This window comes from Burkholderia sp. Bp8992, assembly GCF_003853705.1.
In the GTDB taxonomy this organism is placed as follows: Bacteria; Pseudomonadota; Gammaproteobacteria; order Burkholderiales; family Burkholderiaceae; genus Burkholderia.
Genome location: NZ_QTQI01000037.1, coordinates 43,387 through 58,293, shown reverse-complemented (window position 1 = coordinate 58,293; position 14,907 = coordinate 43,387). Strand labels below are relative to the sequence as shown.

The 14,907-nt window shown below is 67.0% G+C and carries 16 protein-coding genes; 9 read left to right on the top strand and 7 right to left on the bottom strand.

Annotation, left to right across the window (positions count from 1 at the left end):
* The coding region (locus DIE03_RS34570; RefSeq protein ID WP_143329487.1) for a transposase at positions 1-123 on the top strand (123 nt) is incomplete at its 5' end.
* Between the two features lie 58 nt (positions 124-181).
* Here the strand turns inward: DIE03_RS34570 and DIE03_RS34565 are convergent.
* Together DIE03_RS34565 and DIE03_RS34560 are read right to left on the bottom strand one after the other, a co-directional pair.
* Complete coding sequence (locus DIE03_RS34565; protein WP_124456591.1) at positions 182-1,660, bottom strand: amidase; 1,479 nt, start codon at positions 1,658-1,660, stop codon at positions 182-184.
* Positions 1,661-1,742: 82 nt separating this feature from the next.
* Positions 1,743-2,435, bottom strand: a complete 693-nt coding sequence (locus tag DIE03_RS34560; protein WP_124456590.1) for a dienelactone hydrolase family protein — start codon at positions 2,433-2,435, stop codon at positions 1,743-1,745.
* Between the two features lie 223 nt (positions 2,436-2,658).
* Here DIE03_RS34560 and DIE03_RS34555 point away from each other — a divergent pair, with 223 nt between their 5' ends.
* Positions 2,659-3,741 (top strand): nitronate monooxygenase family protein, encoded by a 1,083-nt coding sequence (locus DIE03_RS34555; protein WP_124456589.1) that lies wholly within the window; start codon positions 2,659-2,661, stop codon positions 3,739-3,741.
* 438 nt (positions 3,742-4,179) lie between these two features.
* Positions 4,180-5,322 carry a branched-chain amino acid ABC transporter substrate-binding protein gene (locus DIE03_RS34550; RefSeq protein ID WP_124456588.1) on the top strand — a complete coding sequence of 381 codons (1,143 nt, stop codon included), beginning with the start codon at positions 4,180-4,182 and terminating at the stop codon, positions 5,320-5,322.
* Positions 5,323-5,416: 94 nt separating this feature from the next.
* On the opposite strand, the gene DIE03_RS34545 is transcribed toward DIE03_RS34550, so the two are convergent.
* Positions 5,417-6,634 (bottom strand): MFS transporter, encoded by a 1,218-nt coding sequence (locus DIE03_RS34545; protein WP_124456587.1) that lies wholly within the window; start codon positions 6,632-6,634, stop codon positions 5,417-5,419.
* A 223-nt stretch (positions 6,635-6,857) separates the two neighbouring features.
* Between DIE03_RS34545 and DIE03_RS34540 the strand changes: the two genes are divergently transcribed.
* The 3 genes from DIE03_RS34540 to DIE03_RS34530 all read left to right on the top strand — a co-directional run bounded on the left by DIE03_RS34540 (position 6,858) and on the right by DIE03_RS34530 (position 9,567).
* Positions 6,858-7,517: a HugZ family protein gene (locus tag DIE03_RS34540; protein ID WP_124456586.1), complete on the top strand. Its 660-nt coding sequence runs from the start codon at positions 6,858-6,860 to the stop codon at positions 7,515-7,517.
* Positions 7,518-7,874: 357 nt separating this feature from the next.
* On the top strand, positions 7,875-8,168 hold the full coding sequence (locus DIE03_RS34535; RefSeq protein WP_006491875.1) for an H-NS family nucleoid-associated regulatory protein: 294 nt from the start codon (positions 7,875-7,877) through the stop codon (positions 8,166-8,168).
* Positions 8,169-8,409: 241 nt separating this feature from the next.
* The gene (locus tag DIE03_RS34530) at positions 8,410-9,567 is read left to right on the top strand and encodes a cation diffusion facilitator family transporter (RefSeq protein ID WP_124456585.1); all 1,158 of its coding nucleotides are present in this window, start codon (positions 8,410-8,412) and stop codon (positions 9,565-9,567) included.
* 51 nt (positions 9,568-9,618) lie between these two features.
* Here DIE03_RS34530 and DIE03_RS34525 read toward each other — a convergent pair whose 3' ends face one another.
* The 3 genes from DIE03_RS34525 to DIE03_RS34515 all read right to left on the bottom strand — a co-directional run bounded on the left by DIE03_RS34525 (position 9,619) and on the right by DIE03_RS34515 (position 11,469).
* Positions 9,619-10,089, bottom strand: coding sequence for an Lrp/AsnC family transcriptional regulator (locus DIE03_RS34525; RefSeq protein ID WP_006477376.1), 471 nt, complete (start codon positions 10,087-10,089; stop codon positions 9,619-9,621).
* 79 nt (positions 10,090-10,168) lie between these two features.
* Positions 10,169-10,828 (bottom strand): exonuclease, encoded by a 660-nt coding sequence (locus tag DIE03_RS34520; RefSeq protein ID WP_124456584.1) that lies wholly within the window; start codon positions 10,826-10,828, stop codon positions 10,169-10,171.
* Entirely contained in the window at positions 10,825-11,469 is a 645-nt protein-coding gene (locus DIE03_RS34515; RefSeq protein ID WP_124456583.1) for an MBL fold metallo-hydrolase, read from the bottom strand. The genes DIE03_RS34520 and DIE03_RS34515 overlap by 4 nt, the downstream gene beginning before the upstream one ends.
* 655 nt (positions 11,470-12,124) lie before the next feature.
* Between DIE03_RS34515 and DIE03_RS34505 the strand changes: the two genes are divergently transcribed.
* Positions 12,125-12,733 carry a septal ring lytic transglycosylase RlpA family protein gene (locus tag DIE03_RS34505; protein WP_124456581.1) on the top strand — a complete coding sequence of 203 codons (609 nt, stop codon included), beginning with the start codon at positions 12,125-12,127 and terminating at the stop codon, positions 12,731-12,733.
* A 100-nt stretch (positions 12,734-12,833) separates the two neighbouring features.
* Here the strand turns inward: DIE03_RS34505 and rsmI are convergent, their stop codons facing one another.
* Positions 12,834-13,712 (bottom strand): 16S rRNA (cytidine(1402)-2'-O)-methyltransferase, encoded by an 879-nt coding sequence (rsmI, locus tag DIE03_RS34500; protein WP_124456580.1) that lies wholly within the window; start codon positions 13,710-13,712, stop codon positions 12,834-12,836.
* Positions 13,713-13,758: 46 nt separating this feature from the next.
* On the opposite strand from rsmI, the gene DIE03_RS34495 reads away from it, so the two are divergent.
* Both DIE03_RS34495 and DIE03_RS34490 read left to right on the top strand, forming a co-directional pair.
* On the top strand, positions 13,759-14,187 hold the full coding sequence (locus tag DIE03_RS34495) for a YraN family protein (protein ID WP_185658284.1): 429 nt from the start codon (positions 13,759-13,761) through the stop codon (positions 14,185-14,187).
* Between the two features lie 126 nt (positions 14,188-14,313).
* Positions 14,314-14,898, top strand: coding sequence for an SIS domain-containing protein (locus DIE03_RS34490; RefSeq protein ID WP_124456578.1), 585 nt, complete (start codon positions 14,314-14,316; stop codon positions 14,896-14,898).
* Positions 14,899-14,907: the final 9 nt, after the last annotated feature.

Sequence of the window (14,907 nt, the reverse complement as noted above, 5' to 3'; positions counted from 1 at the left end):
ACCAGTGTCGTCGAGGGCATCAACAACACCATCAAGGTCATCAAGCGTCGGGCTTACGGGTACCGCGACGAGGAATACTTCTTCCTCAAAATCCGTGCCGCGTTCCCCGGTAATCCGCGATGAACCTTTTTTTTCATCGTGACGGTTGATGCGTGACATGCGGCGGAGGCGCTTGCCCGCGTCAGCGCTGCGCCTGCATCAGCGGCGGGCGGCGGTCGAACCACGGCCGCGCCTGTTCGAGCTGCCGCGCGAGCTTCAGCAACAACGCTTCGTCGGCGTGGCGCGCGGCGAACTGCACGCCGATCGGCAGCCCGCGCGCATTCCAGTAGAGCGGCACCGACATCGCCGGCTGGCCGGTCAGGTTGAATAGCTCGGTGCAGCCGGCCCACGCGAACGCCTTCTCCGACGACTTCGCGAGCATTTCCTTCAGCAGCGGTTTCACCGGCAGCGCGGCAAGCAGCTTCATCTGCGCGGATTCGAACGGCGTCGGCTGCAGCTCGCCGATCTTCACCGGCGGCGCGGCGAGCGACGCGCACAGGATCGCGTCGTAGCGCGACACGAGGCCGGACACCTGCACGGTCAGTTGACGCTGCCATTCGAGCACGTCCGGCAGGCGCGTGCGCGCGAGGCGCCGGCCGACCACGGCCATCGCCCACGTCGCGGCCTCGAATTCGCCGCGTCGCGGCGTGCGGCCCGTCAGTTCGCGTGCGCCAAGCACCATCTCTTCGGCGATCGTCGCCCACAGCGTGAGGAAGGTCTCGGCCGCACGCGCGTAGTCGATGTTCAACGTCGCCGGCTCGACATGGTGGCCGAGCGATTCGAGCAGTGCGGCCGCATCGTCGAGCGCCGCACGCGTGTCGTCGGCGAGCGCCGGCGCGAGCATCGGATCGACGACGAGGCCAATCCGCAGCGGGCCGGGCGGCGTGTCGAGCGCGCCGAGGAAGGTGCCGGGCGCGCCGGTCGGCAGCGTCTGGCCGGTCGTCACGTCGAGCAGCAGTGCGCTGTCGCGCACGCTGCGCGATACCGCGTGCTGGACGACGAGCTCGCCGTTCGACGGCAGGTCGACGAGCGCCGGGTTGCGGCTCGGCTTCAGGCCGAACAGCCCGCAACACGATGCGGGGATGCGGATCGAGCCGCCGCCGTCGGACGCATGCGCGAGCGGCACGATGCCGGCCGCGACGGCCGCCGCGGCGCCGCCGCTCGAGCCGCCGGGCGTGTGATCGAGATTCCACGGATTGCGGCACGCGCCGAACAACTCGGGTTCGGTGTACGGCATCTGGCCGATTTCCGACGTGTTGGTCTTGCCGAACACGTTCAGGCCCGCCGCGCGGCTGCGTGCGATCACCGGCGAATCGTCGGCCGGCACGAAATACCGGTAATGCCGGCTGCCCATCGACAGCGGCAGCCCGGCGACGGCCGCACCGAGATCCTTGACGAGATAAGGCACGCCCGCGAACGGCGCGTCGGCGCCGGGTTCGGGCGCGGCGGTCGCGCGCTGGCGCGCGGCTTCGTAATCCTGCAGCACGATCGCGTTGATCGCGCCGTTGACCGCTTCGGCCTGGCCGATCGCGGCGTCGAGCAGTTCGCGCGGGCTGGCCTTGCGGTCGCGCACGAGCGCCGCGAGGCCAGTCGCGTCATGCGCGAGATAGTCCGAGTGCATCGCAGTCACCCCCGTTGTGACGCGTGGCGATGATGGGAGCATAACGCGGGCCCGGCGCGCCGGGCCCGCGGCCGGGCGTTATTTACAGGTGCTCGGCGAGGAACGTCAGCGTGCGGCCGTGCGCGAGCGCCGCCGCGCGCTGGTTGTACGACGCGCGGTCCGTGCAGTTGAAGCCGTGCTCGGCGCCCGCGTACACGTGGAACGACGCGTGGCCGTGGCCGGCGAACGCGGCCTTCACCTGGTCGACGGCCGTGAGCGGGATGCCATGGTCGTTTTCCGCGTAGTGGAACAGGATCGGCTGCGTGACCTTGCCGGCGAGGTCGAGTGCGTTCTGGATGCCGCCGCCGTAATAGGACACCGCCGCGTCGAGCTTGCCGGTCGCGGCGGCGCGGTACGCGAGCTGGCCGCCGAAGCAGTAGCCGATTGCGGCGACCTTGCCGGCCACTTCGGGGCGCGCGCGCAACGCGTCGGCCGCCGCGCCGATGTCGGCCACCGCGAGACCGACGTCGGTCTTCTTCATCAGCTCGATGCCCTTGTCGCGATCCGCGCCGTCGTAGGTCAGCTCGACGCGCGGCTGCGTGCGCCAGAACACGTCCGGCGCGAGCGCGACGAAGCCGTCGGACGCGTATTGCTCGGCGACCGCGCGGATGTGCGAGTTCACGCCGAAGATCTCCTGGATGATGATGACGGCAGGGCCCTGGCCGCGCTTGGGCAGCGCGAGATAGCCGCCGAAGCTGTCGTTACCGGTCGGGATGTCGATCCATTGGGCAGTCACGTTCTGAACTCCTGGCGAACGGGATGCGCGATGCGCACCCCGGAGTGAAAGAGGGCGGCCTAGTGTGCCACCAATCGTCGGGTGCTGCAGTGCACACGCCCGCTTCTCGCGCAGCGATCGTTTCGATCTCGATTATTCATTTTTCGGCGCTGCGCCGCTTCGATAGAGTCGATGTACCGGCCTTTACAAAGCGCTTTCGCGCATCGTCATCGAAGGATTCGCCATGTCTGCCCGTCTGTTTTCCACCGCCTTTTCCGAACGCTTCGGCCTGCGCCTGCCGCTCGTGCAGGCGCCGATGGTCGGCGCGACCACGACCGCGATGGTCGCCGCCGCATCGAACGCCGGCGCGCTCGGCAGTCTCGGCGCCGGCGCGCTCGCGCCCGAGCGTATCGAGGCCGAAGTCGCGGCGATCCGCGCGGCGACCGATCGCCCGTTCGCGATCAACCTGTTCGTGTTGCCCGATGACGCCGCGCCCGATGCGGCGACCGTCGCGCGCGCACTGGCCGCGATCGACCCGCTGAACGCGACGCTCGGCCTGCCGCCGGGCACGGCGCCGGCCCGCTACGCGCCCGACTTCCGCGTGCAGCTCGATGCGCTCGTCGCGCTGCGCGTGCCGGTCGCGAGCTTCACGTTCGGCGTGCTCGACGCGGCCGACGTCGCGCGCCTGAAGGCGGCCGGCACCTACGTGATCGGCACCGCGACGCACGTGGCCGAAGGGCTCGCGTGGCAGGCAGCCGGCGCCGATGCGCTGTCCGCGCAGGGTGCCGAGGCGGGCGGCCATCGCGGCACGTTCATCGGTTCCGCCGACGATGCGCTGATCGGCACGCTCGCGCTCGTGCCGCAGCTCGTCGACGCGACCGGCCTGCCCGTGCTCGCCGCGGGCGGCATCATGGATGGCCGCGGGGTCGCGGCCGCGCTCGCGCTCGGCGCACAGGGCGCGCAGCTCGGCACCGCGTTCCTCACCTGTACGGAAAGCGCGATCGCGGCGGACTGGAAGGCGCGCCTGCTCGCGAGCACCGATACGTCGACGCAAGTCACGCGCGCGATCACCGGCCGCCACGCGCGCGGGTTGCGCAACACGCTGATGGCGCGGCTCGGCGAACACGAGGCCGACGTCGCGCCGTACCCGGTGCAGAACGCGCTGACGCAGCCGCTGCGCCAGGCCGCCGCGCGTGCGAACGACGGCGACTACCTGTCGCTGTGGGCCGGGCAGGGCGCGCCGCTCGCGCGGCGGCGCGGCGAGGCGCTGACGACGTCGCAGCTCGTCGCGGCGCTCGACGCGGAATGGCGTGCGTCGTTCGCCTGAACGCTGCTTCGACCGTCCGAACCATTGATATCGGACGACGAAACGCGCGTGTTGTCACGCGCGTTTCATTCAACGATGCCGGGCACAAAATACTGAATCGAAATGCCCCGGGAATGCTTTGAAACGACCTTTCAGCAGATCGCCCGGAATTAGCGGAAACCCTTATCCGGCGGGGCTTGCGACGATATTCGAGTCTTCATTCCAAAGCGTGCATATCAGTAGTGTTACCACTAGCCCAAAAAAGTCCCACAAATTAATTTGATCACCTACACTTGCGCGCAAGTACGGGGGGCGGTTGCTAAAAGCGGCTGTTTCCCCACGTGCTTGAGGCCAAGTGCATGAAGGATGCAACCGGCGAATCGTCCAGTGATTGCAAACACAGGGATGGCAGCGGGGCACCGGGCGATGGCGTTTATTGGGACCGAACTGGAGACTTACATGAATATCAAGATGCAAAAGCTGTTGCCGATCACCGCAGCGGCGATGCTGTGTGCTGCAGCTGCAAGCAACGCGTCCGCCGATCAAGTCGTCAAGATCGGCCACGTCGCGCCGTTGACGGGCGGCATTGCACACCTGGGCAAGGACAACGAAAACGGCGCACGTCTCGCAGTCGAAGAGATCAACGCGAAGGGCCTCACGGTCGGCGGCCAGAAAATCACGCTGCAACTGGACCCGCAGGATGACGCGGCCGACCCGCGGCAGGCCACGCAGGTTGCGCAGAAGCTCGTCGACGACAAGGTCGTCGCCGTGGTCGGCCACCTGAACTCGGGCACGTCGATCCCGGCCTCGAAGATCTACAGCGATGCGGGCATCGTGCAGATCTCGCCGTCGGCGACCAACCCGGCCTACACGCAGCAAGGCTTCAAGACCACGTATCGCGTGGTCGCGACCGATGCGCAGCAAGGTCCGGCACTGGCGAACTACGCGCACTCCAAGGGTGTCAAGAGCGTGGCGGTGGTCGACGATTCGACCGCATACGGCCAGGGTCTCGCGAACGAGTTCGAGAAGAAGGCGAAGGCGCTCGGCCTGAAGGTGCTGTCGCACGACGCGACGAACGACAAGGCAGTCGACTTCCGCGCGATTCTGACCAAGATCAAGGGCGAGAACCCGGACGCGATCATGTACGGCGGCATGGACGCCACCGGCGGCCCGTTCGCGAAGCAGGCGAAGCAGCTCGGCCTGCGCGCGAAGATCTTCGCGGGCGACGGCGTGTGCACGGAAAAGCTGGCCGACCTGGCCGGCGACGCGACCGACAACATCGTGTGCTCGGAAGCCGGTGCTTCGCTCGAGAAGATGCCGGGCGGCGGCGCGTTCAAGGCGAAGTACGAGAAGCGCTTCGGCCAGCCGATCCAGATCTACGCACCGTTCACGTATGACGCCGTGTACATCATCGCCGACGCGATGAAGCGCGCGGACTCGACGGATCCGGCGAAGATCCTCGCGGCAATGCCGGCGACGAAGTACACGGGCGTGATCGGCACGACGACCTTCGACTCGAAGGGCGACCTGCAGCACGGCGTGATCTCGCTGTACAACTACAAGAGCGGCAAGAAGTCGCTGCTCGACGAAGTGAAGATGTAACGCGACGAGCGGTCAACAGAAGGGGTGAAAGCGCGCATGCGGCAACGCATGCGCGCTTTCTTTTTGGCCGTTCGGCCCGGCGGGTGCCGTGCCGTCAGATCTTCAGGTGCGCGAGCACCTTCGGCGCGATGATCGCGACGAGCGCCGCGCACAGCGCGACGACCGACAGGCCGATCGTCAGGTTCGCGGCCTGTGCGACCGCACCGATCACGACCGGACCGAACAGCAGTCCGAAATACGCGAGCCCGGCCACGTGCGCGAGCCCTTCGGCCGCGTGGATGCCCTTCACGCGCGCGGCGGCGGCGAACAGCACGGGCATCATGTTCGCGAGGCCGAGGCCCATCAGCGTGAAACCGGTCAGCACCACGACCGGATTCGGCAGCAGCAGCGCGCCGATCATCCCCGCGCACGCGAGCGACGCGCTCGCGAACACGAGCTGCGGCGCGCCGAAGCGCGCACGCACGGCGTCGCCCGCGAAGCGGGCGATGGCCATCCCGCCCGAGAACGCCGCATACGCGGCACTCGCGAGCGCGGGGCTCGCGGCGACCACGTCACGCATGTAGACCGTCGCCCAGTCGTACATCGCGCCTTCGGCGACCAGTGCGATCAGCGCGATGCCGCCGAGCATCCACAACGCGGCCGAGCGCCAGCGATTGCCGCCGCCGTGCGCGTGTTCGTGGTGCGGCACCTGCGGCAGCACGGCCGGGCTGGCGGCCACGAGCACCGCGGCGCTCACGGCCGCCGCGAGCGCGAGATGCACGGCCGGCGCCATGCCGGCCGACAGCAGCGCGCCGCCGGCGGCCGCGCCGGACATCCCGCCGATGCTGAACATCCCGTGCAGCGACGACATGATCGGCTTGCCGAGCGCGATCTCGACCGCGCTGGCCTCGGCGTTCATCGCGACGTCGAGCGTGGCCATCGAGAAGCCGAACAGCGCGAGCACCGCGAGCAGCATCCCGTAGTCGGGCACGACGAGAATCAGCGCCGCGCACGCGGACATCACGAGCCCGCCGGCGAGGCACGCGGTGCGCGAGCCGACGCGGGTGATCCAGCGTGCGACGGTCAGCATCGCGGCGATCGAGCCGCCGGCGACCGCGAACAGCGCGATCGACAGCAGGCCGGGGCTCAGCGCGAACTTGTCGCGCACGGTCGGCACGTGCACGCCCCATGACGCGTACATCATGCCGGCGACGAAGAACAGCGCCATCGACGCCGTGCGCGCGCGCTGGCGGGCCGCCAGCGGCAGCACGCGATGCGCGTCGGGCGGCGCGGCGAACGGGGACGACGACTGCGGAGAAGAGGATTCGGACACGGGAAGGCTCGTCGGGAAATGTACGGACGCACGTGGCGTCCGTCGGAATTGTCCGATTCTATCGAACCGCTTACGATCCTGCCGGGCGCTGCCCGTTCCGCCGACGATCGGCTGAACGGGCTGCATCGGCCGTCTGGCCGACGCGCGGCGCGCCGCATCGGCGGGTAACATCGAAGTGCATGCGGCATGAACGATGCGCCGCCCTTCGACCGCAGGAGTCCTCTTGAACATCGATCCCGCCCTCGCGTTGCATTTGCTGCACCGTTGCGCGCTCGGCACGCTCGCCACCCATACGCGCGAACCGCAGGGTTTCCCGTATCCGACGGTCGTCCCGTTTGCGCCCGATGCAAGCCATCGGCCCGTGATCCTCGTCAGCGGCCTGGCCGAGCACACGCGCAATCTCGCCGCCGATCCGCGGTCGGGCTTCCTGGTCGTCGACGCGCCGGATGGCGACGTGCTGAATGCCGAGCGCGCGACGCTGCTCGGCCGGTTCGTGCCGCTCGGCGACGATCCGCATGCCGCTGCGCGCTACCTGCGCTACGAGCCGGACGCCGCGCGCTATCTCGCACTCGGCGATTTCTCGTTCTGGGCGCTCGATATCGAGCGGCTGCGCTATATCGGCGGGTTCGGGCGGATGGGCTGGGTCGAGGGCACGCATCTCGGCGCATCGCCGCCGCTCGCGTTCGACGACGAGCAGGCGCTGTGGAACGCCTACGACGCCGGCGACGCACGGCGCGACGGGCTCGACCTGCTCGGCGTCGATCGTCACGGTGCCGACTGGCGATACGACGGCCGCCGCGTGCGCACGCCATTCGATGCGCCGTCGGCCGATATCGGCGCGCTGCGCGACCGGCTGATTGCATGCGCGCGCGATGTGACGTGACGTCGCGGGTCAGTGACTTGTCCGTTTAGCAAACCACGTCATGTGATTTTTAGCAAAACTGTCGTCCGATGAAAGCTTCTATTTTTCCGAATACAGGGTAATTGCGTATGTTGATAGACCTAATAGACAATCGCTAATGTCCTAATCTCTGTACACGGACGTAAAAATTTGAGAAAAGGCCGCGGCCGGTCAAATTGACATGTGCGAATTACAATTGGTCTCGGGATTTTCGTGAATCTCGCTTCTATCAAATCTTTTTTGTGCTAATCTCTGCCTTCGAAAATCCGAGGCACATATATTTCATGAATGGTGAGCTGGCTGCAGACCGGCGCCATTAGTCAGATAGAAAGGGAAACTATGTCTTCTTACAAGGACCTGCTGGCCCAGCGGGAGAAGCTGGAGAAGCAAATCGAAGAAGCGAAGTCGCGTGAATACGCTGAAGTGCTGAATGACGTGAAGCAGAAAATTGCCGACTACGGCTTTTCGCTCGCCGAACTCGGTCTCAGCCGCGCGAAGGCAGGCAAGGTTGGCCGTCCGCGCGCAGGCGTGGCCGCGAAGTACCGCGATCCGGAAACGGGCGCGACGTGGTCGGGCCGTGGCAAGCCGCCGCGCTGGATTGCCGGCAAGAACCGCGAGCAGTTTGCGATTTAAGCGTTTGTTTAAGTCGCCTGCGCTTCAAAAGAGCCGCGTGTCCGTTCAGGAGCGCGGCTTTTTTGTTTCCGGGCACCGCCGGTGTGCAAGCAGTGTCATGAAAATGTAATGATTCAATGTGAATGAAAATGCGACACGTTCGCATAAGCGATTGATTTAAATAAGAAATTTGTGGGTATTGGGCGGGTTCGCGAGGCGCGTTTGATAGAATTGCGCATCGCTCACCGATATCTCATATTTCATGTCCACGTTTTCCGGCGACGCGCAGAGCGCAGATAAGCACGCCGTTGCGCGCAAGAGCACGCTCGTCAGTATTGTGCTGAATGTCGTGCTTGCGACATTTCAGATCGTCGTCGGTACGATTGCGCATTCGCAGGCATTGATTGCCGACGGCGTGCATTCGATATCCGATTTGATCTCGGATTTTGTCGTGCTGGTTGCGAATCGCCACAGCGGTGCATCGCCGGATGCCGACCACAATTACGGCCATAGCCGCTACGAGACGGTCGCGTCGCTGTTTCTCGGCGCGATCCTGATTGCAGTCGGGATCGGCATGCTCTGGCGCGCCGGCGATCGCCTCGTTAATCTCGAAAACATTCCGGCCGTCCATTTCTCCGCGCTGATCGTCGCGCTGACGGTGCTCGTGTCGAAAGAGGCGCTGTTTCGCTACATGCTGCGCGAGGCGCGGCGCGTGCGTTCGGCGATGCTCGTCGCGAACGCGTGGCATGCACGTTCGGATGCCGCGTCGTCGCTGGTCGTCGCCATCGGCATCGTCGGCAGCCTGGCCGGCGTGAAACTGCTCGACCCGATCGCGGCCGCGATCGTCGGCTTCATGGTCGCGCGGATGGGCTGGACGTTCGGCTATGACGCGCTGCAGGACCTGTCCGACCGCGCGCTCGACACGGCCGACACGGCCGAGATCCGCGCGCTGCTCGCGGCGACGCCGGGCGTGCGCGACGTGCACGACCTGCGTACGCGCAAGATGGGCGATGCCGCGCTCGTCGACGCGCACATCCTCGTCGATCCGAAGATCTCCGTCTCCGAAGGGCACTACATTGCCGAAACCGCGCGTGCGCGCGTGCTGACCGACCCGCGCGTGCTCGATGCGCTGATTCACGTCGACCCGGAGAACGACGCGGCGCGCCGCCCGGCGCTCGCGCTGCCGCCGCGCGGCGAGATCGCGGCACGGCTCGAGGCCGCGCTCGCGCAGCGCGGCCTGCAGGCGACGGCGATCAACCTGCATTACCTGAGTACGGGGCTCGAGATCGACGTGACGCTCGCCAGCGATCCGCGCGAACCCGATGCGGCGCTGGCCGGCCGGATCGACGTCGGCGCGCTGGAGCGCGAGTTCGGTGCGCGCCGGATCGGCTTCACGCGCGCGATGCCCGTGCAGGCGTGACCGGCGGCCGGCAATCGCGCTCGCCGAGCGCCAGCCGGGCCGGCCTGCGCGTTACAGCGGCAGTTGCGTGTCGAACTTGATTTCGCGCAGCACGACGCTCGTGCGCACCTGCGACACGGCCGGGATCTTGAAGATGCGTTCGTGCAGGAACACGTCGTAGGCCTTGATGTCCGGCGCGACGATCTTGAGGATGTAATCGGCTTCGCCCGTCGTGCTGTAGCACTCGGTGACTTCCGGGCAGGTTGCGATCTCGCGCTCGAACTGCTCGACGCCGCCTTCGTTGTGGCGCGTGAGGTGCACGTGCGCGAGCGCGCAGACGTGCAGGCCGAGCTTCTCGCGATCGAGCAGCGCCGTGTAGCGCTGGATCACGCCTGATTGTTCCATGTCCTTGATGCGGCGCCAGCACGGCGTGCTCGACAGGCCGACCTGGTCGGAAATTTCCTGTACGGAACGGCGCGCGTCGAGCTGCAACAGGCGAAGGATTTTTTGCGAAAAGGAATCGAGCGTCACCTGCGCCTCCATGCGGCAGCAACAACATGCTGAATGTTAGAGGGCCGGAAAAGGAAAGGCAATCTGGTGTGGCGCTGGTGAGCGAGATTCGCTAATTTGCTCGCGGATCCGTGGGGTTTTGTCCCGCCCCCGCCTTGTCCGACCGATCGGTGTCCGACACGGCGAGGCCTGCCAGCGCGGCCTGCTGCCGGCGCAGGTCGGCGAGCATGTTGCAGAACAGCGCGCCTTGCTCGATCGCGTCGTCGAGCGCGACGTGCGTATGCGGATGGTCGTCGAACCAGTGCTTCGGAAAGCGCGGCTTGATCGCCTTGCGGTACGGCAGGCCCGTCATCGCGAACGCGAGCGTCTTGATGTCGAGCGCGGACCACGAGAACGGGCAGCGCCCCGCGAAGCGCATCATGTACCAGAACATGAACGTGAAATCGAAGCCGGCCGGCATCGCGACGAACACGGGCTTGCCGGGCAGCGCCTCGACCCAGTCGACGTACGCGACCAGCGCCGCCTCGGGCGCCTGCAGGTCGCGCCGGCACGCGGCCCACGCGTCGGGTTCGGTCTTCCACCACGCTTCCTGCACCGGGTGCGCCTGCGCGCCGGGCAGCGTCTCGAGGTTGGCCGAGAATGTCGCGATCAGCTGCTTGTCCTCGGTGTAGGCGGCCGACGCGAAGCTGAGCATCGAGTGCGGGCCGGGAATCGGGCCGTCGGCCTCGACGTCGGTGCTGACGTAGATTTCCGGGATGGCGGTCTGGTTCATCCGAATACCTTGTCGGACACGAACGGGTTCGTGCGGCGCTCGTCGCCGAACGTCGACACCGGGCCGTGGCCCGGCACGAACGTGACGTCGTCGCCGAGCGGCCACAGCTTTTCCTTGATCGAACGGACGAGATCCTCGTGGTTGCCGCGCGGAAAATCGGTCCGGCCGATCGAGCCGGCGAACAGCACGTCGCCGACGATCGCGACGCGATGCGCGCGGCTGAAGAACACGACATGGCCGGGCGTGTGGCCCGGGCAGTGATAGACCTCGAGCGTCTCGTCGCCGAACTGCACGGTGTCGCCGTCGTTCAGCCAATGGTCGGGCTCGAAGATGTCGGCGGCCGGGAAGCCGAAGCGTTCGCTCTGCATCGGCAACTTCTCGATCCAGAAGCGTTCTTCTTCCTGCGGCCCTTCGATCGGTACGCCGTAGTGCGTCGCGAGCGTCTTCGCGCCCGCGCAGTGATCGATGTGCCCGTGCGTGAGCAGCACTTTCTCGACCTGAACGTTTTGCCGCGCGACTTCCTGCTGGATCCGATCGAGATCGCCGCCCGGATCGACGACGGCGGCACGGCCCGTTTTCTCGCAGACGAGCAGCGAGCAGTTCTGCTGGAACGGCGTGACCGGAATGAGCGTGACTTTCATGGAGGCACCGGCGGCTAAAAGGAGCGATTGTACCGGTCGCACGCGCCGCCTGCCGTTCGTGCGGCGCATGTAGCGACGCGCGGATACGGGCATTCCCTGAGCATGTCGATTGTTACACCCATAGTGAGAATCAATGGTCCGCCGGGGGTGCATTTCGAGACAAGGTTTTGATTTATGTATAATGCGCTCCATTGCGCGTGAATTTCATGCCATTCGCTGGTGTTTCGGCCCCGTTAAAAGAGGCGTCCGATTCACCGTCAAGCATCAGCCGCCGGGGAGTCCGGCGGTGTATCCAGCACCGATATTCGGTGCTCACGTCTTGTCCGGCCGGGTGCTGCGCGCCCGCCTTGCGGCCCAGCTGCCGCGCCGCCGGATGAGGCCTGTGCCGCCGTTCCCGTGCGTTGGTCGTATCGACGCGCGCGAACGTGAAACCATGTTCGATGGCGGCATGTGGGGTCTGGTCAGGCTGTTGGGGACAGGTTGCGCCAGACGTGAAAACTAATCAGGACGGTTGCGGCCTAGACGAAAGCCGCGCCCATGCTAGCCGCCTGCTCGCATCCGAGCGGGGCGTGCACGCATTTGCCGTCCGGGCCGCGCGCCTGCGTCGTGACGCAGCGTCGTGAAGGAGCGGCCCGAACCAGAAGGCGACACGTCGATGAATTTACGTTTTCCGAGTCGATTCGGGACCATTGCATTATTTTTTGCGCTGACGGGCTGCGCGGTGCCACCCAGCCAGACCACCAGCAGCGCGAACCAGAAGAACGCAGTCGACAAGACGGCCGCTGCCGCGAAGGCGGATGCCGACAAGCAACTCAATTTCGATTCCGCGCTGGCATCGATGCCGGCTACAGACAGCAAGGACGCGAAGAAGTCGTCGCTGGCCGACGCCGAGCCGATCGACGGCAAGGATGTGTCCGACTTCCGCCAGACGGGCCGCGCTTCGTGGTACGGGCGGGATTTCCACGGCCGCCGCACCGCGAACGGCGAGCGCTTCAACATGAACGCGTTCACCGCCGCCCACCGCACGCTGCCGCTGTCGTCGTACATCAAGGTGACGAACTCGTCGACCGGCAAGTGGGTCGTCGTGAAGGTCAACGATCGCGGGCCGTTCAAGCGCGGCCGTGTGCTCGACCTGTCGTATGCCGCTGCCAAGGTGATCGGCCTCGTGCACGCCGGCACGGGCCGCGTGAAGATCGAAGGACTGTCGCCGCAGGAAGCGCGCGAGGCACGCGACGAAATGTTGGCGTCGATCTCGGCGAAGTAACGCGGCGGATCGTCCGCTCACGCATTCAGGGATCACGCATCAAGTACAAAGGGCTGCCTTCCGGCAGCCCTTTGTCGTTTCGGCGCGGCAATGTCGCGCGTCAGCCTTCCTTCAGCGCGAGCGCACGCGCATACAGCGTGTTGCGCGACGCGCCCGTCAGCGCGGCCGCGAGCTTGGCCGCGCTCTTCACCGGCACTTCTTCCAGCAGCAGTTTGAGCAGCGCATCGTGCGCGGTGTCGTCGGCTTCGCCGCTCGCCGCCGGCGCGCCTTCGACGACCAGCACGAACTCGCCGCGCTGCCGGTTCGCATCGCCGGCAAGCCAGGTCTGTCCTTCGGCCAGGGTGCCCTGGAACAGCTGCTCGTGTAGCTTGGTGAGTTCGCGCGCAATCAGCAGCCGGCGCGCGGGGCCGAACGCATCGGCGAGCGCGGCGACGGTTTCGGCGATCCGGTGCGGCGCTTCGTAGAACACCAGCGCATACGGGTGCGACACCAGCGCCTGCAGCGCGGTTGCGCGCTGCCTGGCCTTCGGCGGCAGGAAGCCCGCGAACGTGAACGCGCCGGCCCAGTCGCCGGCCACGCTCAGCGCGGTCACGGCCGCGCTCGCGCCCGGCAGCGGGATTACCGCGAAGCCGGCCGCGCGCACCGCGTCGACGAGCCGCGCGCCGGGGTCCGAGATGCCGGGCGTGCCGGCGTCCGATACGTAGGCCACGCGTTCACCGCCGCGCAGCAGTTCGATCACGCGCTGTGCGGCTTCGCGTTCGTTGTGCTCGTGCACGGCCAGGAGCGGCTTCGAGATCCCGTAGCGGGCGAGCAGCTGGCCCGTGTTGCGGGTGTCTTCGGCCGCGATGCGGTCGGCGAGGCCGAGCACGTGCAGCGCGCGCAGCGTGATGTCGGCCGTATTGCCGATCGGCGTGGCGACAACGTAAAGCGCGGCGTCCGGGTAGTGCTGCGTATGCGCGAGTTCGAGGAGGGCAGTCATGGCAGGCAATGCACGCAATCGCGGCGCAAGCGGAACAAGGTCGGCATTGTGCCACGCGGCGCCGGCCGGCCCGGGCGACGGGCGCGGTTTGGCGCGCGCGGGCGACAACTTTTCCGGTGCGGTGCGATCCAAACCGGTCGGCGCCGCGTTCGAGCAGCGCGCGCGGCAGTTTCTCGAGCGGCGCGGCCTCGGGTTCGTCGCGGCGAACGTGACGCTGCGCGGCGGCGAGCTCGATCTCGTGATGCGTGAGCCCGACGGCATGCTGGTGTTCGTCGAGGTGCGCGCGCGGCGCAGTGTCCGGCACGGCGGCGCGGCCGCGAGCGTCGGCTGGCGCAAGCGGCGGCGTCTCGTCGCGGCGGCGCTGCAGTTCTGGGCGCGGCACGGTGCCGGTGCCGCGTGCCGGTTCGACGTCGTCGCGTTCGAGGCCGGCCGGCTTGCGTGGCTGCGCGACGCATTTCGTACCGACGATGCGTAGCCGCGACGTGTGACGAGATGTAAAGAGTTCTTGCCGGACCGCCGGAGAGGGTGCCGGAGTACGGTAAACTCGCCGCACCCACGATGTCGCGCGATATGTGCCACGCGCCCAGTTCACCAGGAATCGATGTCAGTCGAACGTATTCAGCAACAATTCCACGACAGCGCCGCGCTTCACGCCGAAGCGGCCGACGCGCTGTCGTTGCCGATCGCGGCCGCGGTCGACGCGATGTTCGCCGCGCTGGCGAACGGCAACAAGATCGTCGCATGCGGTGACGGCCCGTCGGCCGCCGCCGCGCAGTATCTCGCCGCGTCGCTCGTCGGCGGCTTCGAGCGCGAGCGTCCGGGCCTGCCCGCGATCGCGCTGGCCACCGATGCGTCGCAGGCCGGCCTCATGGGTGCGGTGGCCGCCGAGCAGCTGTTCGCGCAGCAGGTGCGCGTGCTCGGCCAGACCGGCGACATCCTGCTGGTGCTCGATTCGGGCGGCGCGTCGCCGCGCGTGCTGGCGGCGATCGACGAGGCGCACGAGCGCGAGATGACCGTCGTCGCGCTGACGGGCGGCAACGGCCACGCAGTCGCGGCCGCGCTGTCCGATACCGATATTCCGATCAGCGTGCACGCCGTTCGCGCGGCACGCATCCAAGAAGTCCATCTGCTGACCATCCACTGCCTGTGCGACGGCATCGACGCGATGCTGCTGGGTGAGGATTGAACGAAGGAG

Excerpts from the sequence above, each read along its gene's own strand:
- DIE03_RS34490 (WP_124456578.1), top strand. The coding sequence starts at position 14,314 with ATGTCAGTCGAACGTATTCAGCAACAATTCCACGACAGCGCCGCGCTT.
- DIE03_RS34505 (WP_124456581.1), top strand. The coding sequence starts at position 12,125 with ATGAATTTACGTTTTCCGAGTCGATTCGGGACCATTGCATTATTTTTT.
- DIE03_RS34530 (WP_124456585.1), top strand. The coding sequence starts at position 8,410 with ATGTCCACGTTTTCCGGCGACGCGCAGAGCGCAGATAAGCACGCCGTT.
- DIE03_RS34565 (WP_124456591.1), bottom strand. The coding sequence starts at position 1,660 with ATGCACTCGGACTATCTCGCGCATGACGCGACTGGCCTCGCGGCGCTC.
- DIE03_RS34525 (WP_006477376.1), bottom strand. The coding sequence starts at position 10,089 with ATGGAGGCGCAGGTGACGCTCGATTCCTTTTCGCAAAAAATCCTTCGC.
- DIE03_RS34520 (WP_124456584.1), bottom strand. The coding sequence starts at position 10,828 with ATGAACCAGACCGCCATCCCGGAAATCTACGTCAGCACCGACGTCGAG.
- DIE03_RS34515 (WP_124456583.1), bottom strand. The coding sequence starts at position 11,469 with ATGAAAGTCACGCTCATTCCGGTCACGCCGTTCCAGCAGAACTGCTCG.
- DIE03_RS34555 (WP_124456589.1), top strand. The coding sequence starts at position 2,659 with ATGTCTGCCCGTCTGTTTTCCACCGCCTTTTCCGAACGCTTCGGCCTG.
- DIE03_RS34550 (WP_124456588.1), top strand. The coding sequence starts at position 4,180 with ATGAATATCAAGATGCAAAAGCTGTTGCCGATCACCGCAGCGGCGATG.
- rsmI (WP_124456580.1), bottom strand. The coding sequence starts at position 13,712 with ATGACTGCCCTCCTCGAACTCGCGCATACGCAGCACTACCCGGACGCC.
- DIE03_RS34535 (WP_006491875.1), top strand. The coding sequence starts at position 7,875 with ATGTCTTCTTACAAGGACCTGCTGGCCCAGCGGGAGAAGCTGGAGAAG.